The sequence below is a fragment of the Leifsonia sp. NPDC058230 genome (assembly GCF_042882245.1).
Lineage (GTDB): Bacteria > Actinomycetota > Actinomycetes > Actinomycetales > Microbacteriaceae > Leifsonia.
Map to the genome: position 1 here is coordinate 70,902 of NZ_JBHVWM010000004.1, position 17,567 is coordinate 88,468.

Below are 17,567 nucleotides of genomic sequence, written 5' to 3' on the forward strand. Positions count from 1 at the left end.
TTGGATGACGACTGTGCTCAACGTGCAAGACCTTGAGCTCAGAGTCGGCGCTCGGCTCCTGATGGAGAATGTGAGCTTCCGCGTCGCCGCGGGGGACAAGATCGGGCTGGTCGGGCGCAACGGCGCCGGCAAGACGACCCTGACGAAAGTGCTCGCCGGTGACCTCCAGGCCTCGGGCGGCAAGGTCGAGCGCAGTGACGAGATCGGCTACCTGCCGCAGGATCCCCGCTCCGGCAACCTCGAAGACCTCGCGCGGACGCGCATCCTCGATGCTCGTGGCCTCGGTTCGATCGTGCTCGGCATGCAGCAGTCGACCGTCGACATGGCGAGCACCGACGAGGCGGTCTCGGCTGCCGCGATGAAGAAGTACGGCCGGCTGGAGGAGCGCTTCCATATGCTCGGCGGGTACTCGGCCGAGGCGGAGGCCGCGTCGATCGCGAGCAACCTCAACCTGCCCGACCGCATCCTCGACCAGCCGCTCAAGACGCTCTCGGGCGGTCAGCGGCGTCGCATCGAGCTGGCGCGCATCCTGTTCTCTGATGCGCAGACGATGATCCTCGACGAGCCCACGAACCACCTCGACGCCGACTCGGTCGTCTGGCTCCGCGAGTTCCTCAAGAACTACGCCGGCGGATTCATTGTGATCTCGCACGATGTCGAGCTGGTCGGCGAGACCGTCAACCGGGTCTTCTACCTGGATGCGAACCGCCAGCAGATCGACATCTACAACATGGGCTGGAAGAACTACCAGCGTCAGCGCGCCGCCGACGAGGAGCGCCGCAAGAAGGAACGCGCCAACGCCGAGAAGAAGGCGGGGGCGCTTCAATTGCAGGCGGCCAAGTTCGGTGCGAAGGCATCGAAGGCTGCCGCCGCCCACCAGATGGTCGCGCGGGCCGAGCGCTTGCTCTCCGGCCTCGAAGATGTGCGCGCGGTCGACCGGGTCGCCAAGCTGCGCTTCCCGACGCCCGCGCCCTGTGGTCGTACGCCCCTCCAGGCGAGCGATCTGTCGAAGAGCTACGGCTCGCTCGAGATCTTCACCGCGGTCGACCTGGCGATTGATCGTGGTTCGAAAGTCGTGGTGCTCGGCCTCAACGGTGCAGGCAAGACGACGTTGCTCAGGATGCTCGCCGGCGTCGACAAACCCGACACGGGCCAGATCGAACCCGGCCACGGACTCCGCATCGGCTATTACGCGCAGGAGCACGAGACCATCGACGTCGAGGCCTCGGTGCTGCAGAACATGGTGTCGGCCTCGCCCAACCTCACCGAGACCGAGGCGCGCCGCGTACTCGGATCCTTCCTCTTCACCGGCGACGACTCACACAAGCCGGCCGGTGTGCTCTCCGGTGGCGAGAAGACGCGCCTCGCTCTCGCGATGATCGTCGTCTCGGGCGCGAACGTCCTCCTGCTCGACGAGCCGACGAACAACCTCGACCCGGCCAGCCGCGAGGAGATCCTGGACGCGCTGGCGCACTACGAAGGCGCCGTCGTCCTGGTCAGCCACGACGAGGGCGCTGTCGAGGCGCTCAACCCGGAGCGGGTGCTGATCCTGCCCGACGGCGTCGAGGACCACTGGAACAAGGACTACCTGGACCTCATCTCGCTGGCCTGAGGCGGGCAGCCGGTCGAGCGTCGCTGACCAACGCCCAGGCGTGAGGTCCGGCTACCGCGCTGCGTCGAGCAGGTCGTCTTCGACGTCCGCATCGGTGCGGCGGAGAGCGCGCTTCCGCTGGCGTTCAGCCGCCCGCGCCTTCTCCTCCGGGTCGTCTTCGTTGCGCTTGCGGTACTCGGTGAGGAGCGCGTAGCCCAGTCCGAAGAAGCCGATGAGGGCGAAGATGATCCACTGGATCATGTACGACCAGTGCAGTCCCTCGTCCTGAGTGGGCGGGTCGGTGACGGTCGGCGTCGGCGCGGTCGCCGGCGAAGGCTTCTGCGAGTCGAGCAGGCCGTAGGCGCCGGTGTACACATCGCTGCCGCCGAGACGCTGTTTGACGACGGAGAGTTGGATGGTGCCCACCTGGCGCCCGGTTGCCGTGCGTCCCGGAATGCCCGGCTCGCTCGGCTTCAGGCGGGCCACCACCGTGACGGTGCCTGCTGGAGCGGCCGGCACGCTGTCGGGGGCGTCATCCGAGTTGCCGGTCGGCACCCAGCCGCGATCGACGATGAAGAGGGCGCCGGATGCGGTGCGCAGCGGAGTCAGAACCTCGAAGCCCGGCCCGCCGTTGAAGGGGCGGTTGCGTACGAGGAGCTCCTTGTCGCGCTCGTATGTGCCGGTGACGGTGACGCGGGTCCACTCCTGAGCGGACTCGAACGACCCGAGCGACGGGAGCTCGGCGGTGAGCGGGACCGGGGTCGAGTAGAAGTTCGCAGAGATCACGGCGTTCGCGGCAGCGGCCTCCTTGCTGCGCGCGAGCTGCCAGGCCGAGAGGCAGCCACAGGCGATCGCGAACACGATCGCGAAGGCCAAATAGCCGAGCCAGCGGCGGGAGAAGGCGAAGCGCCAGCCGGTGCTCATTTGGCGCTCCCCGCATCCGTCGCCGTAGCGATGGCATCGGAGTCGCCGGCCGGCTCAGCGCCGTCGATCGGAAGCACGGCGACCGGGAAGTCGCGGGCAGCGAGGAACTCCCGCAGAAAGTCGACGTGGTCGTCGCAGGCCAACCACACCTTGACACGGTCCTCGGTGTGGATCTTCGGGTTGCGCCACTCGATCCGCCAGCCGGCGGTCTCGTTGCAGCCCGCTCGCGAACACGTCAGAGCTTCCGGCTCACCGAACCCGATCACTCGTCGTCGCCTTTCGTCTGTTCGCGCGGCTCCGAGGGCGGAGGGGGAGGAGGCGCCAAGGGCAGGATATTGCCTGGACGCTGAACATTGCCTTTGCGCGGGTCGGTGGAGACGTTCGCGATGACGACAGCGAAGTAGGGAAGGAACACCGCACCGATTGCCGGGATGATCACCCACCATCCCGGAACGAACAGAATCGAGATGATGCAGAGCACGCGGATGCCCATGGCGACCGAATACTTGATCATCCGGTGCCGGCGCTCTTCGTCGGGCGAGAGCGGAAGATTCGTGATCGACTGTGATTGTGGATGCTTCATGGGTTTCCCCCAGCCTACGTCCATCCCGGGCAGGCGGAGACCGTGCCCATAAACTGGGATGCGATCGTTTTCGGGCACCCTGCCCGAACGTGTGAGAGGACACCGGATGACTACCCCACGAACCGTGCTGGTCACGGGCGGAAACCGCGGAATCGGCTTTGCGATCGCGGAGGAGTTCGTCGCCCAGGGGCATCGGGTCGCCGTGACTGCGCGCTCGGGTGAAGGACCTGAGGGTTCTCTCACGGTACGTGCGGACGTGACCGATACGGCGTCCATCGACGCCGCCTTCGCGGAGATCGAGGAGAAGCTCGGTGCCGTGGAGGTCGTCGTCGCCAATGCCGGGATCACCCGCGACACGCTCCTCATGCGCATGTCGGACGAGGACTTCGACGCTGTCGTCGACACCAACCTGGGCGGGTCGTTCCGGGTCGTGAAACGTGCCTCGAAGGGGATGCTCAAAGCCCGCTACGGCCGCATCGTGCTGATCTCGAGCGTCGTCGGCCTCTACGGCTCGGCCGGGCAGGTCAACTATGCCGCGTCGAAGGCCGGACTCGTCGGGATGGCGCGGTCGATCACGCGCGAACTCGGTGCGCGAGGGATCACGGCCAACGTGGTCGCCCCTGGATTCATCGAGACCGACATGACCGCGGCCCTGCCCGACACGCAGCAGGCCGAGTACAAGAAGAACATCCCCGCCGGACGCTTCGCGACGGCCTCGGAAGTCGCCAAGGTGGTCGCCTGGGTCGCCGGCGACGACGCCGGGTACATCTCGGGCGCGGTCATCCCGGTCGACGGCGGCCTCGGCATGGGCCACTAGGCGGCCGTCCGCCGCTCAGCCGCGGAGGCCGAGCAGCGGGAGCACGTCGCCGAGGTTGCGCCGGTCGACCACGACGTCGGCCTCCGCGCGCACGCGCGGCTTGGCGTTGAAGGCGATCGCAAGGCCCGCAACGGCCATCATCATCAGGTCGTTGGCGCCGTCGCCGATCGCCACCGTGCGGGGGAGCGGGATGTGCGCATCCTGCGCCCATCCGATGAGGGACGCCGCCTTGGCGCCCGCGTCGACCACCTCGCCGGTCAGATCACCGGTGAGTGCCCCGTCGACGACCTCGAGGCGGTTCGCGCGCCAATGGTCGAGACCGAGGGTGCGCGCGAGGGGATCGAGCGTCTCGTGGAAGCCCCCGGAGACGACGCCGACCCGTCCTCCGGCGGCGTGGACGCCGGCGATGAGCTCGGGAACGCCGTCGGTGACCCGGATGCGCTCCCGGACGCGTGCGAACACATCGACGCTCAGCCCGGCGAGCGTCCTGACGCGCTCACGCAGGCTCTGCTCGAAGTCGAGCTCTCCGCGCATCGCGCGTTCGGTGATCTCGGTGACTTCGGCGCGTGCGCCGGCCTCCTCGGCGAGGAGCTCGATGACCTCGTCCTGGATGAGCGTGGAGTCGGCGTCGAGCACGACGAGGAAGCGGGGCGTCCTGCCCGTGGGAGGAAAGTCGGGGGAACTGTGGTCAACGGCGCGGGCCCGGGTGGGACCCTGAGTCGGAGAAGGGCCGGTCATGGAACGACGTGCACTCCCTTGCCGACCACCGTGAGTCCCGACTCGGTGACGGTGAACCCTCGTGCGCGGTCGCGGTCGTGGTCGAGACCGATGCTCGCCCCCTCGGCGACCACCACATCCTTGTCGAGGATGGCTCGTCCGACGAACGCGTTCGGCTCGATGACGGCACGCTCGAAGACGACCGAGTCGACGACCTTAGCGCCGGAGTCGACCTTGGCCCACGGACCGAGCACGCTGCGCTCGAGGTGGGCACCGGAGATCACGGAGCCGAGCGAGACGATCGAGTCGATGGTCGTGCCGAGGCTGCCGCGGTCGTCCCGCACGATCTTGGCCGGCGGCGAGTTGAGCTGCTGGCTGAAGATCGACCACTCGCGGTTGTACAGGTTGAACACCGGCAGCGGCGCGATCAGGTCCTGGTGGGCCTCGAAGAACGAGTCGATGGTTCCGACGTCACGCCAGTAGTAGCGGTCGCGATCCGTCGATCCGGGAACGTCGTTGCGATTGAAGTCGTAGACACCGGCTTCGCCCCGTGTGACGAAGTCGGGGATGATGTCTCCGCCCATGTCGTGGTTCGAATCGGGACGGTCTCCGTCGCGGATGACCGCGTCGATCAGTGCGTCGGCGTCGAACACGTAGTTGCCCATCGACGCGAGAACCTCGTCGGGGGAGTCGGGCAGCCCGATCGGGTCGGACGGCTTCTCACGGAAGGCGCCGATGCGGTCGGGGTGTGCTGCATCCACCTCGATGACGCCGAACTGGTCGGCGAGTCCGATGGGCTGACGGATGGCCGCGACGGTCGCCGGAGCTCCGGAGGCGATGTGGGCGTCGATCATCTGCGTGAAGTCCATGCGATAGACGTGGTCGGCGCCGACCACGACGACGATGTCCGGCTTCTCATCGCGCAGCAGGTTGAGGCTCTGCAGGATGGCATCGGCCGATCCGCTGAACCAGCGCTTGCCGAGCCGCTGCTGGGCCGGAACGGAGGCGATGTAGGAGTTGAGCAGTCCGTCGAGGCGCCAGGTCTGCGACACGTGGCGGTCGAGGCTGTGCGATTTGTACTGGGTCAGCACGACGATCTGGCGCAGCTGCGAATTGATCAGGTTGGAGAGTGCGAAGTCGATGAGTCGGTACTGTCCACCGAACGGGACTGCGGGCTTCGCGCGGTCGGCCGTGAGGGGCATCAGGCGTTTGCCTTCGCCACCTGCGAGTACTATGCCGAAGATCTTCTTGCCTGCCATGCCACCACAGTAGAGGCAACAGGGGTGGTGTACTAGCGTTCACGACATGCGCGTTGATCTTTTGACCCGTGAGTATCCGCCGAACATCTACGGCGGCGCCGGGGTGCACGTGGCCGAGCTGGTGCGTGCTCTGCGTACCGACACCGAGGTGGTCGTGCGGGCATTCGGGGAGCCCGTCGACGAACCGGACACGTTCGGATACCGGATCCCCGCGGAGCTCGCGGGCGCCAACGCAGCGATCACGACGCTCGGCGTCGACCTCCAGATGGCTCAGGATGCGGGCGGCGCCGACCTCGTGCACTCGCACACCTGGTACGCGAACGGCGCGGGGCACCTCGCCAAGCTGCTCCACGGCATCCCGCATGTCGTCACCGCCCACAGCCTCGAGCCGTTGCGCCCGTGGAAGGCCGAGCAGCTCGGCGGCGGCTACCGCGTGTCGGGCTGGATCGAGCAGACAGCGTTCGAGGGCGCCGATCGGGTGATCGCCGTGAGCGACGGGATGCGCCGCGACATCCTCGCCGCGTACCCGACGCTCGACCCCGACAAGGTCACCGTCGTCTACAACGGGATCGACCTCGACCGCTGGAAGCCGCTCGAGGACGATGAGCGCGCACGGGAGCTCGGCGTCGATCCCGACCGTCCCGCTGTCGTCTTCGTCGGGCGGATCACGCGCCAGAAGGGCCTCCCGTATCTCCTGCGGGCCGCTCGACTCCTGCCGAAAGAGGTGCAGGTCGTCCTGTGCGCCGGCGCTCCGGACACGCCGGAGATCCTGGCCGAGGTCACTCGAGGCGTCGAGGCGCTGCAGGCCGAGCGCGATGGAGTGGTGTGGATCGATCGACTGCTGTCCCAGGAAGACCTCCGGATCGTCCTCACCGCATCGACCGTCTTCGTCTGCCCGTCCATCTACGAACCGCTCGGGATCGTCAACCTCGAGGCCATGGCGTGCGGTCTGCCCGTCGTCGGAACTGCGACGGGTGGAATCCCGGAGGTCATCGTGGACGGCGTCACGGGACGACTCGTGCCCATCGAGCAGGCGACGGACGGCACGGGTACGCCGACGCATCCGGATGCGTTCGTCGCAGAACTCGCGGCCGCGCTGATCGGCGTCGTGAGCGATCCGGAGCGCGCCGCATTGATGGGCAGCGCGGGCCGGCTCCGCGCTGAGACGGCCTTCAGCTGGACCTCGATCGCGGACCAGACACGGGAGATCTACCGGTCGCTGGTGGGCTGACGACGCCGGTAGGCTAGAGGTCATGCCCAGCGTTCTCAGCCTTGAAGATGTGTCCGTGGTCCGTGATGGGAATACGATTCTCGACTCGGTGAACTGGACGATCGAACCGGATGAACGATGGGTCGTCCTCGGTCCGAACGGCGCGGGAAAGACCACTCTGCTCCAGATCGCGGCCGCGGCCATGCACCCGACCTCGGGTCACGCCACAGTGCTGGGGGAGTCGCTCGGGCACAGCGATCTGGCGGAGCTCAAGCCGCGCCTCGGCTTCGCGTCGAGCGCGCTGGCACGCCGCATCCCGCGAACCGAATCGGTCCTCGACGTCGTGATGACGGCTGCATACGCGGTGACCGGGCGCTGGAACGAGGAGTACGAGGCGATCGACGAACGCCGGGCGCACCGCGTGCTCAACGAATGGAACCTCGACCACCTCTCGGAGCGTACGTTCGGCAACCTGAGCGACGGGGAGCAGAAGCGGGTGCAGATCGCCCGTTCCGTGATGACCGACCCCGAGATCCTTCTGCTCGACGAGCCCGCCGCAAGCCTCGACCTCGGTGGGCGCGAAGAACTCCTGCAGCTGCTCGGCGGCTACGCCAGCGACCCGCGTTCGCCCGCCATCGTGATGGTCACGCACCACGTCGAGGAGATCCCGCTCGGCTTCGGCAACGCGCTGCTGCTCAAAGACGGCGCAGTGTCGGCGCAAGGCAAGATCGGCGAGGTCGTGACGTCCGACCGCCTGAGCGAGACGTTCGGCATCGACGTCGACCTGAGCGAGGAGCGAGGCCGGTACACGGCCCGCGCGCGACAGGCCACCGTCGAGGCCGCCTCAGACTGAACAATCTGCTAAACTCGGTAGCTGGCCCGGTGAGCTGTGATGCCCCGTGCCGACATGCTTCCCGCCCCGGCTCAAACGCCAAGGGCATGACCAACCAACACTACGCAACAAGGAAGTCCTGATGAAGACTGACATCCACCCCGACTACGCCCCGGTGGTTTTCCGCGACCTGGCCTCGGGTGCGACGTTCCTTACCCGCTCCACGGTGACGAGCGAGAAGACGATCGAGTGGGAAGACGGCAACACCTACCCGGTGATCGACGTCGAGATCTCGTCCGAATCGCACCCGTTCTACACCGGTAAGCAGCGCATCCTCGACTCGGCCGGCCGCGTCGAGAAGTTCAACTCGCGCTACAAGAACTTCGGCAAGTAGTCCCAGCCACGAAGAAGGCCCCGCTCGATCGAGCGGGGCCTTCTTCGCGTTTACGGTGTTCGATCGTTGGGTACTAGTTGCTGATCTGGTAAGTCGACGCTGCTCCGAGGAGCGCCACGAAGATGATCGTGAAGATGATACCGAAGGCGATCTCGGCGAAACCGATGATGATGCCCGCGATGGCCAGACCCCGGCCCTGCTCGCCCGTCCTCTTGATCTGGGAGAGGGCGACGAAGCTGAGGATGACGCCGACGACGTTGACGAAGAAGGACAGGATGAAGCCGACGATCGCCAGCGTGTTGTAGCCCCGCTGGGCGGGCGCGTACTGGGCTGATTCGCCGTACTGGGGCGCCGCCGGCGGCTGGGTGTACTGCGGCTGCTGAGGGACGTCGGGCTGCTGCGGCTGATCGGGAGTACTCATATCGCCGATATTAGCTCCTCAGCAGACTCAGAGGGAACCCCCAGATGTGGTACAGGCAGCAGCAATGTAGCCGCCTGACCAGTCGAGCCTTCGTCGGTCAGCGCACCGGCCAGAGACCCGAAGTCGTGAACGCCGGATTGTGTTCGCGCCTCATGTACGCCTGAAAGTCCTCCGCCTGCTCCCGGCACCACGAGATCTGCAGGTGGTGCAGCTCGATCGCCGGGAAGGCGAGGGCCTCGGCGTGCACCCGTGCCAGCGCCTGTGCGACTCGGCCCGCCGCGATGGCGTCGGCTCCCGCATCGTGAGCGTCGGTGAGATCGACACCGTAGAAGAGAGCGGTGAGGGCGAGCGTGCGCTTGCCGCTGCGGTACTTGTCGACCGCCTTGTCGATCACGAGCGGGTCGATGATCGGGCCGGGTGCGACCAGTGGCGCGACGCCGTAGCGCTGCGCCTCGCGGTCGAGCAGCGTGAAATCGTACGGAGCGTTGTATGCGACGACCGGTGTGCCGCGGCCGAACAGGATGCGCAGGGTCGCGACGATCTCGCCGACCGCCTCCGCCGCGGGCATGCCGACGGTGCGAGCGTGCTCCGTGGTGATGCCGTGGACGGCCGTGGCCTCGACCGGGATCTCGACTCCGGGATCCACGAGCCAGTCATGTCTCTCGACGACGCGCCCGCTGTCGTCGAGCCGCCCGACGTGCGCTGACACGATTCTCGCCGTCTCGACATCGATCCCCGTGGTTTCCAGGTCGAAGACGCCCAGTTCATCGTGCCAATTGCTCATGCGCCAAGCGTATTCGGCACCACCGTCACTGCGTGCGTCAGGCTCGGCGCGGCTCCACGTGGAGCCAGTAGAAGTTCTGGGTGCCGAGGGTCAGAGTGAACCGGCCGTCTTCGGCGACCGTCGGGAACTCCCCGCCGCCGAACATGTCGTACAGCGTGCTTCCAGCGAACTCCTGGGCCTCCAGGGTGACCGATACGGGGTTGTGCGCGAACGAGAACACGCAGAGCACATCCTCGGGCTGGTCGCCGAAGTGCGTGCCGCTTCCCTCGTACGAGCGCACGAAAGCAAGCACCGACTCGTGGTTGGTCTGGAGCACCCGGATCGAGCCGAGGCCGAACACCGGATGCGCCTTGCGAACGTGGATCACGTTGCGGATCCAGTGCAGGAGCGAACGGGACTGTGCGAGCTGCGCCTCCACGTTCACCTGGTTGTAGTGGAAAACAAGGGACTGGACGACCGGGAGGAAGAGCTTGCCGGGGTCGGCCGTCGAGAAGCCCGCGTTGCGGTCGGGCGTCCACTGCATCGGGGTGCGGGAGCTGTCGCGGTCGGGGAGCCAGATGTTGTCGCCCATCCCGATCTCGTCGCCGTAGTAGAGGAACGGGCTGCCGGGAAGCGAGAAGAGCAGGGCGTGCGCGAGCTCGAGTTCTGCGCGGGAGTTGTCGAGGAGGGGTGCCAGGCGGCGGCGGATGCCGATGTTGGCGCGCATCCGTGGGTCGTACGCGTACCAGCCGTACATCGCCTGCCGGTACTCCTCGCTCACCATCTCGAGGGTGAGTTCGTCATGGTTGCGCAGGAATACTCCCCACCCGGAGCCTTCCGGGATGTCCGTGGTCTCGGAGAGCACGCGGACGAGCTCGCCGGCCTGCTGGGAGCGGAGCGAGTAGAAGATGCGCGGCATGACGGGGAAGTCGAAAGCCATGTGGCACTCGGGCTCGTCCTCGGTGCCGAAGAACGCTGCGACCTCACGCGGCCACTGATTGGCCTCGGCGATCATGACGCGCCCGGGGTAGTCGCGGTCGACCATCTCGCGCAGCTTCTTGATGAAGTCGTGCGTCTTCGGCTCGCCCTCGCCGTTGCCCTCATCCGACTCGTACAGGTAGGGGATGGCGTCGAGTCGGAAACCGTCGACGCCGAGATCGAGCCAGTAGCGCACGACGTCGAACATCGCCTCGTGCACGGCCGGGTTCTCGAAGTTCAGGTCGGGCTGGTGCGAGAAGAAGCGGTGGAAGTAGAACTGGCGGCGCGCCTCGTCGAACGCCCAGTTCGAGTCCTCGGTGTCGATGAAGATGATCCGGATGTCCGGCCACTTCGTGTCGTCGTCGTTCCACACGTAGAAATCGCCGTACGGACCCTCAGGGTCGGTGCGCGACTGGTGGAACCACTCGTGCTGGTCGGACGTGTGGTTCATGGGCAGGTCGATGATCACGCGCATGTTGCGCTCGTGAGCCTTGGTGACCAGGTCTTTGAACTCGTCGATCGTGCCGAACTCGGGCAGGATCGCACGGAAGTCGGAGACGTCGTAGCCGCCGTCGCGCAGCGGGGACTGGAAGAACGGCGGAAGCCAGAGCGCGTCGATCCCGAGCCACTGCAGGTAGTCGAGTTTCGACGTGAGGCCCTGGATGTCACCGGATCCATCGCCGTTGCTGTCGACGAACGAGCGCACCATCACCTCGTAGAAGACCGACCGGCGGTACCACTGAGGGTCGAGGGTGAGCCCGGGGAGCGTGATCGGCGCAGTGAAACTCACGGTTCTCCTTCTGGCACGACGGCCGGATGCAAGCGGTTACAACCACACGAGTCTAGGTCTTGCCGAGGGTGCCCTGTCCAGTCTTGGGAGGCACATTGCCGGGACTGTACACCCGCGCTGCCTAAACTGGTCTGCGATGACCGTTTCCTCACCTTACGCCGACGCCCTCGGGCGCATCCCGGTGCGTACGTCCGAGTTCGCCGTACTGGGCGGCGTGACCCGCTATTGGGACTACGGCGACCTGCACGCCGACACGACGATCGTGGTCGTGCACGGCTTCCGCGGCGACCACCACGGACTCGAGCCGGTAGTGGCGAATCTGCACGGTGTGCGCGTGATCTCACCAGACCTTCCGGGCTTCGGCGCGTCGGATCCGCTGGGCGAGGTGGCCCACGACATCGATGGATACGCGTCGTGGCTGCGGGCGTTCGTTCGCGGCCTCGGGATCGAGGGTCGGTTCGTGATCCTCGGTCACTCGTTCGGCTCGATCGTCGTGTCGGCGGCACTCGCGGCGCGGGATGCCGCGGATGCGCCGGCTCCGCTCGAACCGTCCGCCGTGATCCTCGTGAACCCGATCGGGGCGCCGGCGCTGGAAGGACCGCGCGGCGTGTTCACCCGGCTCGCGATCTTCTACTACTGGGCCGCCTCGGTGCTGCCCGAGCGGCTCGGCTACTGGCTGCTGCGCAACGGTCTCATCGTGCGCGTGATGAGCATGACCATGGCGAAGACCAAGAGGAAGGCGCTGCGCCGCTGGATCCACGACCAGCACGACCGCTACTTCAGCGCGTTCAGCGACCGGCGCGTGGTGCTCGAAGCATTCCGCGCATCCGTCTCGCACAATGTGGCCGAGTACGCCCCGCTCATCCCGGAGCCGACCCTCCTCGTCGCGGCCGAGAAGGACGACATCACGCCGGTGTCGGCACAGCGCCGTCTGCAGACCCTGTTCCCGGATGCGCGGCTCGTCGTGATCCCGGGCGTCGGCCACCTCATCCACTACGAGACACCGGCCGAGGCGGCTCGTGCGATCGAGGAGTTCCTGGCGGTGAGCGCGACGTGAAGATCGTGTTCGACTGCCGCTACACCCGAGTCGGGCGGCACGACGGCATCAGCCGGTACACGGCCGGTCTCGTCAGCGCTCTGGCGAAACAGCACGCGGTGACCATGCTGATCAGCGACCACCGGCAGCTCGATATGCTCCCGCCGCTGCCGTGGGAGCTCGTCAGCTCGCCGACCAGCGCGCGCGAGCCGTGGGTGGCCGCGCAGGTGAACAAGCTGAGGCCCGACGTCGTGTTCACGCCCATGCAGACCATGGGCGGCTGGGGTCGCCGCTATCGGCTCGTGCTCACCGTTCACGACTTGATCTACTACCGCAATCGCACGCCACCTCGTGACCTGCCCGCGCCGATCCGGTTGCTGTGGCGGCTCTACCATCTCGCCTGGTGGCCGCAGCGGATGCTGTTGAACCGCTCCGACGCCGTGGTCACGGTCTCCCAGACGACCAAGCAGCTGATCGCCGAGCACAAGTTGACGAAACGGCCTGTGCATGTCGTGCCCAACGCTGCCGACCTCCCCGTGATCCCGGCGGCGTCCGCCCCCCGAAGTGCGCCGTTGCGGAAGACCCTGGTGTACATGGGCTCGTTCATGCCGTACAAGAACGTCGAGACGCTCGTCCGTGCGGCCGCGCTTCTTCCGGAGTACGAGCTCCACCTGATGAGCCGGGTGACGGATGCCGAGCGTGCGCGGTTGACAGCGGTCGATCCGACCGCTCGTGTGGTGTTCCACAACGGTGCGAGCGATGAAGAATACGCGGACGCGCTGGCTTCGGCGACCGCGCTGGTCACCGCCTCGCTGGACGAGGGCTTCGGGATCCCGCTCGTCGAGTCCATGACCCTCGGGACGCCCGTGGTCGTGAGTGACATCCCCATCTTTCGTGAGATCGGGGGAGAGGCGGCGCTCTACTTCGCGCCGGAGAAGGCGGAGGAGCTGGCTGCGCGCATCCGGCAGCTGGAGTCGCCGGGGGAGTGGGCGGCGCGGTCGTCGGTGTCACGGAGCGAAGCGGGACGGTTCACGTGGGACGCGTCGGCGGAGCATCTGCTGACCGTGCTGACGGCGGCAGTCGCGCGGTCTCGGCGGCGGCTGGACTAGGGTTTCGGCCGGGCGCTGGGCGGCGCGTCCTGCGCGTGGTGGGTGAGGTTCCTCCACAGCTGGGGTGGTTTGGATGTTGTCCACAGAAAATGCTGATCAGACGGTGAATGTCGGCAGGTCGTGGTGGACTTGATGCATGACCACCACTCCTGACACCCCCGCTGACCCAGCTGCGGTGTTGCGGGATGCGTTGGCCCCGTTCACCACACCGGGCCAGCTGGACCGGGATGAACTCCTCGACCTGCTGACCGTGCTCGGTGATGTGCAGGCGGTGTTGGATGCGGTGAAGCTGCGGGCCGCCGGGGAACTGGTGGGCCGGTCGGTGTTGGTCGGGGAGGAGAACCCGGTGGCCCGGTGCGGGCACTCTTCGCCGTCAGCGTTACTGGCGGAACGGTGGCAGATCCCGGTCCCCGCCGCCCGACAGTACTGCCTCGTCGGGGACGCCACCGCACCCCGGATGAGTCTGGCGGGCGAGGTGCTGCCGGCGACGTTCCCAGTGTTGGCGGCCGCGGTGTCCGCACCCGTCGACACTCCCCCTGTCGGGTGGGTGAGTGTGGAGCAGGCGGCCGTGATCGTCCGCGAACTCCAGAAAGCCGCACCCGGATGCACAGTTAGTGACCTTGCCTGTGGTGAACGAGTTCTCGTGGAGCACGCGCCGAGTCTGACCGTCACCGACCTCCGTGCGTTGGCTGGGCAGGTGAGGGACCGGCTGGACCAAGACGGGATCCTGCCCCGGGAGCACCGACAACGACAACGCCGATCGTTGACGATCAGCACCACGAGTGATGGGATGACCCACCTCGACTGGTATCTGGACCCGGAATCCGCCGGGTATGTGCTCACCGCCATCGACACGTTGGTCGGACACGAACTCCGGAACGTCCGATTCCACGACATCAACACCGCCACCGACACGGATGGTGATGAGATGCCGGAGTCTCGGAGTATGGCGCAGATCCGCTCCGACACCGCCGTCGACATGTTCCGACACCTCGCCACCTGCACCGCAACCGGAGTGAACAGCAAGCCGCCGGTCACGGTGATCGTCCGCATCCCCCTCAGCTCCCTGCAGTCCGGGGTCGGTGCCGGTGAGATCGACGGCATCCGTAGCCCGGTCAGCGCCGGCACGATCCGGCGGATGGCCGCCGACGCCCACCTCATCCCCATCATCCTCGGCACTGAGAGTGAAGTCCTCGACCTCGGCCGCGCCCGCCGCCTCTTCACCCGCACCCAAAAACTCGCATTAGCTGAACGCGACGGGGGTTGCGCGTGGACCGGCTGCCCGCACCCACCGTCATATACCGAAGCGCACCACATCCGCTGGTGGGACGCAGATGCAGGGCCGACAGACCTGGCCAACGGGATCCTGCTCTGCAGCCGCCACCACCACCGCATCCACCACGACAACTGGGATATCCACGTCCACAACAACATCCCCTACTTCACCCCACCACCCCACATCGACCCCCACCAACAACCACGACCCGGCGGACGCATAAGCCTGGCCAAAGCCGCGTGAACCCGAGGAGGAAGTTGTGACCGACGTCTACGCTCGATCGGTGGCACGGCTGCGCGTCTCGGGGTTCGCGGAGCAGTGACACGGCTCCGGGACACGCGGCACAGGACCGTGGAACGCAACGCTCTACATCAGCCGCACGATCTTAGGCACGGCGATGGTCCGGGTTCAGAGCACGGAGGCGGTGAACAGGTCCCGATCTTCAGTGTTGACGTTGAAGCGGTCGAGGGTGAGTTCGCCGTTGTCGTAGACGAACTCGTGTACGGAACCGTTCGGGATGACCTCACCGGGTCCGGGCAGGGCGTGCGCGGTGACGTGCCGCACGAGCGAACTGATGACGCCGCCGTGGCTCACGACGATGATCGACTCGTCGGGGTGCTTCTCGGCCAGGCCGACAAGAGCAGGCAGGGCACGTTCCACCACGGACTCGCGGGTCTCGCGCCCGGGTACGGGCGTGCCCTCCGGCCAGCGGGCGAGGATCTCCGCGCCGGTCATCCCCTCTGCCTCGCCGTAGCGGCGTTCGGCGACGGCGGGAACGGGGAGGGGCGCATCCAGACCGACGTGTCCGGCGATGATCGCGGCGGTCTCGGTCGCACGGCTGAGCGGGCTGGCGTAGATGGCGTCGTAGCTGCCGCCCGACATGGCGAGACCGGTCGCTTCAGCCTGCTCGCGTCCGGTCTGGTTGAGTGGTATGTCGCTGGAGCCTTGGATGCGCTTGGTGAGGTTCCAGTCGGTCTGACCGTGGCGAACGAGGGAGATTCTGGTCACGCGCGTCCTTTCGTCAGGGACGCGCGGTGCTCAGCCGAGCCGCCTGGCGAGTTCGACGAGGGTTTCCGTGGTCCCGGCATCCAGCTTAACGGTCGCACGCGAGTCGCCCTTGGTGACCCCTCGGTTCACGATGACGATCGGCAGACGACGACGCCGTGCCTCCTCGAGCAGACGGATGCCCGAGTTGACGACCAGGGACGAGCCGGCGATGAGCAACGCATCCGACGACCGTACGAGAGCGCTCGCCTCGCGGTACTTCTCTGCCGGGATGAACTCGCCGAAGAAGACGACGTCGGGCTTGAGCCGCCCACCGCAGACGGTGCAGCTCGGAACGACGAAGGACTCGATGTCGGTGACGATGGCGTCACCGTCGGGTGCGATCTCGACGGCGCCCTCGGTGCTCAGCCACGGGTTGGCCTCCTCGATCCGCGCGGACACGCTCTCGCGGGCGAAGACCTGGCCGCAGGTGAGGCACAGCACACGATCCATGGCGCCGTGCAGATCGACGACCTTGCGCGACCCGGCCTGCTTGTGGAGGCCGTCGACGTTCTGGGTGATGACACCGTTGGCGGCACCGGCCCGCTCCAGCTCTGCGAGGGCGAAATGCCCGGCGTTCGGTGCGGCGGCGGCGAAACGACGGTAGCCGAGGTGGCTGCCTGCCCAATACCGTTTGCTGAACGACTCGGCGGAAAGGAACTGCTGGAAGGTCATCGGGGTGCGCGTGGGTGCGCCCTCCCCGCGGTAGTCGGGGATGCCGGAATCGGTGCTCACACCGGCGCCGGTCAGCACGGCGAACCTGCGGCCGGCCAGGAGGTCCGTCACCTCGTCGATGCCGCGCGCGAGCTCAGGCGAGAGCTCCGTCGTGATCGCAACCATCGGCACCTCCAGATCAACAGACAACTCTGAGTGTAAACACCGCAGTTTTCCGAATTGTTTCCGGCTACTGGCAATCTGGGAGTTCACCACCAGCATCACACCAGCATCACCAACTGTTCCACCCCCAGCCCCACCACAGAGAGACGGAAAGCCTCGTGCGCATCACCCGCATCACCGATCTGAGCGCCGACGGCCTCGCCGACTATTCGCGACTCACGGATGTGGCGCTGCGCCGGGTGAGCGAGCCGGCGGGCGGCCTGTACATCGCGGAGTCGACGAAGGTGATCACACGCGCATTGGCGGCCGGCCACCAGCCGCGGTCGGTGCTCCTGCAGGAACAATGGCTGCCCGACGTGGAGCCGCTGCTGACCGACTTCCCCGATGTCCCGGTCTACGTGGGGGAGAGCGCGGTGCTCGAAGAGCTCACGGGCTACCATCTGCATCGTGGCGCCCTCGCGGCCATGCACCGCCCGACGTTGCCCGATCCAGCCGACCTGCTCCGGGATGCGCGACTCGTCGTGGTGCTGGAGGACATCGTCGATCACACGAACGTCGGCGCTATCTTCCGATCGGTGGCGGGTCTGGGTGCGGATGCGGTACTGATCAGTCCGCGCTGCGCGGACCCGCTCTACCGGCGGAGCGTGCGGGTGAGCATGGGGACCGTGCTTCAGGTGCCGTGGACGCGCATCCCGGAATGGGACGAGGCGGCACCGATCCTGCACGAGGCGGGGTTCGAGATCGCGGCCCTCGCATTGGCCGATGACGCGGTCGCACTCGACGACTACGTGGCCGACCCACCGCCCCGAGTCGCACTGGTGCTCGGGTCGGAGGGGGACGGACTCAGCCGCCACGCGCTGGGGGCCGCGGACAGGGTGGTCACGATCCCGATGCTGCACGGAGTCGACTCGCTCAATGTCGCCTCGGCGAGCGCGGTGGCGCTCTGGGCGTTGCGGGCGCGTTCTCAGCGTTCCGAATAGTGGATC

General features: G+C 66.9%; 19 protein-coding genes. 9 read left to right on the forward strand and 10 right to left on the reverse strand.

Annotation, left to right across the window (positions count from 1 at the left end; genetic code table 11):
- Positions 1-13 precede the first annotated feature (13 nt).
- On the forward strand, positions 14-1,612 hold the full coding sequence (locus tag ACFVV0_RS13335; protein WP_387065167.1) for an ABC-F family ATP-binding cassette domain-containing protein: 1,599 nt from the start codon (positions 14-16) through the stop codon (positions 1,610-1,612).
- A 51-nt stretch (positions 1,613-1,663) separates the two neighbouring features.
- Here ACFVV0_RS13335 and ACFVV0_RS13340 read toward each other — a convergent pair whose 3' ends face one another.
- From ACFVV0_RS13340 to ACFVV0_RS13350, 3 genes are read right to left on the reverse strand one after another with little or no spacing between them, the layout of a single operon-like run.
- Positions 1,664-2,515 carry an SURF1 family protein gene (locus ACFVV0_RS13340; protein ID WP_387063775.1) on the reverse strand — a complete coding sequence of 284 codons (852 nt, stop codon included), beginning with the start codon at positions 2,513-2,515 and terminating at the stop codon, positions 1,664-1,666.
- The gene (locus ACFVV0_RS13345; RefSeq protein WP_387063778.1) at positions 2,512-2,781 is read right to left on the reverse strand and encodes a hypothetical protein; all 270 of its coding nucleotides are present in this window, start codon (positions 2,779-2,781) and stop codon (positions 2,512-2,514) included. Before ACFVV0_RS13345 ends, ACFVV0_RS13340 begins: the two co-directional genes overlap by 4 nt.
- Positions 2,778-3,098 carry a DUF3099 domain-containing protein gene (locus ACFVV0_RS13350; protein WP_387063781.1) on the reverse strand — a complete coding sequence of 107 codons (321 nt, stop codon included), beginning with the start codon at positions 3,096-3,098 and terminating at the stop codon, positions 2,778-2,780. Before ACFVV0_RS13350 ends, ACFVV0_RS13345 begins: the two co-directional genes overlap by 4 nt.
- A gap of 106 nt (positions 3,099-3,204) precedes the next feature.
- Here ACFVV0_RS13350 and fabG point away from each other — a divergent pair, with 106 nt between their 5' ends.
- Complete coding sequence (fabG, locus tag ACFVV0_RS13355) at positions 3,205-3,915, forward strand: 3-oxoacyl-ACP reductase FabG (protein WP_387063782.1); 711 nt, start codon at positions 3,205-3,207, stop codon at positions 3,913-3,915.
- Between the two features lie 15 nt (positions 3,916-3,930).
- On the opposite strand, the gene serB is transcribed toward fabG, so the two are convergent.
- On the reverse strand, positions 3,931-4,653 hold the full coding sequence (gene serB, locus ACFVV0_RS13360; RefSeq protein ID WP_387063784.1) for a phosphoserine phosphatase SerB: 723 nt from the start codon (positions 4,651-4,653) through the stop codon (positions 3,931-3,933).
- The gene (locus ACFVV0_RS13365; protein ID WP_387063786.1) at positions 4,650-5,891 is read right to left on the reverse strand and encodes a glucose-1-phosphate adenylyltransferase; all 1,242 of its coding nucleotides are present in this window, start codon (positions 5,889-5,891) and stop codon (positions 4,650-4,652) included. Before ACFVV0_RS13365 ends, serB begins: the two co-directional genes overlap by 4 nt.
- Before the next feature lie 46 nt (positions 5,892-5,937).
- Here ACFVV0_RS13365 and glgA point away from each other — a divergent pair, with 46 nt between their 5' ends.
- From glgA to ACFVV0_RS13380, 3 genes are all read left to right on the forward strand, one after another.
- Complete coding sequence (glgA, locus tag ACFVV0_RS13370) at positions 5,938-7,122, forward strand: glycogen synthase (RefSeq protein ID WP_387063789.1); 1,185 nt, start codon at positions 5,938-5,940, stop codon at positions 7,120-7,122.
- A gap of 22 nt (positions 7,123-7,144) precedes the next feature.
- Positions 7,145-7,954, forward strand: a complete 810-nt coding sequence (locus tag ACFVV0_RS13375) for an ABC transporter ATP-binding protein (RefSeq protein WP_387063791.1) — start codon at positions 7,145-7,147, stop codon at positions 7,952-7,954.
- Between the two features lie 121 nt (positions 7,955-8,075).
- A complete protein-coding gene (locus tag ACFVV0_RS13380) occupies positions 8,076-8,327 on the forward strand; it encodes a type B 50S ribosomal protein L31 (RefSeq protein ID WP_387063794.1) in 252 nt (83 codons plus the stop codon).
- A 73-nt stretch (positions 8,328-8,400) separates the two neighbouring features.
- Here the strand turns inward: ACFVV0_RS13380 and ACFVV0_RS13385 are convergent, their stop codons facing one another.
- From ACFVV0_RS13385 to treS, 3 genes are all read right to left on the reverse strand, one after another.
- Positions 8,401-8,748 carry a DUF4190 domain-containing protein gene (locus ACFVV0_RS13385; RefSeq protein WP_387063796.1) on the reverse strand — a complete coding sequence of 116 codons (348 nt, stop codon included), beginning with the start codon at positions 8,746-8,748 and terminating at the stop codon, positions 8,401-8,403.
- 97 nt (positions 8,749-8,845) lie between these two features.
- A complete protein-coding gene (locus ACFVV0_RS13390; RefSeq protein ID WP_387063798.1) occupies positions 8,846-9,532 on the reverse strand; it encodes an exonuclease domain-containing protein in 687 nt (228 codons plus the stop codon).
- Positions 9,533-9,569: 37 nt separating this feature from the next.
- Positions 9,570-11,279 carry a maltose alpha-D-glucosyltransferase gene (treS, locus tag ACFVV0_RS13395; protein WP_387063800.1) on the reverse strand — a complete coding sequence of 570 codons (1,710 nt, stop codon included), beginning with the start codon at positions 11,277-11,279 and terminating at the stop codon, positions 9,570-9,572.
- 136 nt (positions 11,280-11,415) lie between these two features.
- On the opposite strand from treS, the gene ACFVV0_RS13400 reads away from it, so the two are divergent.
- From ACFVV0_RS13400 to ACFVV0_RS13410, 3 genes are all read left to right on the forward strand, one after another.
- Positions 11,416-12,336: an alpha/beta fold hydrolase gene (locus ACFVV0_RS13400; RefSeq protein WP_387063803.1), complete on the forward strand. Its 921-nt coding sequence runs from the start codon at positions 11,416-11,418 to the stop codon at positions 12,334-12,336.
- A complete protein-coding gene (locus tag ACFVV0_RS13405) occupies positions 12,333-13,424 on the forward strand; it encodes a glycosyltransferase family 4 protein (RefSeq protein WP_387063805.1) in 1,092 nt (363 codons plus the stop codon). Before ACFVV0_RS13400 ends, ACFVV0_RS13405 begins: the two co-directional genes overlap by 4 nt.
- Positions 13,425-13,560: 136 nt before the next feature.
- Positions 13,561-14,943 carry a DUF222 domain-containing protein gene (locus ACFVV0_RS13410; RefSeq protein WP_387063807.1) on the forward strand — a complete coding sequence of 461 codons (1,383 nt, stop codon included), beginning with the start codon at positions 13,561-13,563 and terminating at the stop codon, positions 14,941-14,943.
- A 165-nt stretch (positions 14,944-15,108) separates the two neighbouring features.
- Here ACFVV0_RS13410 and ACFVV0_RS13415 read toward each other — a convergent pair whose 3' ends face one another.
- Both ACFVV0_RS13415 and ACFVV0_RS13420 read right to left on the reverse strand, forming a co-directional pair.
- Complete coding sequence (locus ACFVV0_RS13415) at positions 15,109-15,708, reverse strand: histidine phosphatase family protein (protein ID WP_387063810.1); 600 nt, start codon at positions 15,706-15,708, stop codon at positions 15,109-15,111.
- Positions 15,709-15,738: 30 nt separating this feature from the next.
- Positions 15,739-16,584, reverse strand: a complete 846-nt coding sequence (locus tag ACFVV0_RS13420; RefSeq protein WP_387065170.1) for a Sir2 family NAD-dependent protein deacetylase — start codon at positions 16,582-16,584, stop codon at positions 15,739-15,741.
- A gap of 155 nt (positions 16,585-16,739) precedes the next feature.
- Here ACFVV0_RS13420 and ACFVV0_RS13425 point away from each other — a divergent pair, with 155 nt between their 5' ends.
- The gene (locus ACFVV0_RS13425; protein WP_387063813.1) at positions 16,740-17,561 is read left to right on the forward strand and encodes a TrmH family RNA methyltransferase; all 822 of its coding nucleotides are present in this window, start codon (positions 16,740-16,742) and stop codon (positions 17,559-17,561) included.
- Positions 17,562-17,567 lie beyond the last annotated feature (6 nt).

Bases quoted from the DNA above. Each gene is read 5' to 3' on its own strand.
- ACFVV0_RS13340 (WP_387063775.1), bottom strand. From the start codon at position 2,515: ATGAGCACCGGCTGGCGCTTCGCCTTCTCCCGCCGCTGGCTCGGCTAT.
- ACFVV0_RS13350 (WP_387063781.1), bottom strand. From the start codon at position 3,098: ATGAAGCATCCACAATCACAGTCGATCACGAATCTTCCGCTCTCGCCC.
- fabG (WP_387063782.1), top strand. From the start codon at position 3,205: ATGACTACCCCACGAACCGTGCTGGTCACGGGCGGAAACCGCGGAATC.
- serB (WP_387063784.1), bottom strand. From the start codon at position 4,653: ATGACCGGCCCTTCTCCGACTCAGGGTCCCACCCGGGCCCGCGCCGTT.
- ACFVV0_RS13365 (WP_387063786.1), bottom strand. From the start codon at position 5,891: ATGGCAGGCAAGAAGATCTTCGGCATAGTACTCGCAGGTGGCGAAGGC.
- glgA (WP_387063789.1), top strand. From the start codon at position 5,938: ATGCGCGTTGATCTTTTGACCCGTGAGTATCCGCCGAACATCTACGGC.
- ACFVV0_RS13375 (WP_387063791.1), top strand. From the start codon at position 7,145: ATGCCCAGCGTTCTCAGCCTTGAAGATGTGTCCGTGGTCCGTGATGGG.
- ACFVV0_RS13380 (WP_387063794.1), top strand. From the start codon at position 8,076: ATGAAGACTGACATCCACCCCGACTACGCCCCGGTGGTTTTCCGCGAC.
- ACFVV0_RS13385 (WP_387063796.1), bottom strand. From the start codon at position 8,748: ATGAGTACTCCCGATCAGCCGCAGCAGCCCGACGTCCCTCAGCAGCCG.
- ACFVV0_RS13390 (WP_387063798.1), bottom strand. From the start codon at position 9,532: ATGAGCAATTGGCACGATGAACTGGGCGTCTTCGACCTGGAAACCACG.
- ACFVV0_RS13400 (WP_387063803.1), top strand. From the start codon at position 11,416: ATGACCGTTTCCTCACCTTACGCCGACGCCCTCGGGCGCATCCCGGTG.
- ACFVV0_RS13410 (WP_387063807.1), top strand. From the start codon at position 13,561: ATGACCACCACTCCTGACACCCCCGCTGACCCAGCTGCGGTGTTGCGG.
- ACFVV0_RS13420 (WP_387065170.1), bottom strand. From the start codon at position 16,584: ATGGTTGCGATCACGACGGAGCTCTCGCCTGAGCTCGCGCGCGGCATC.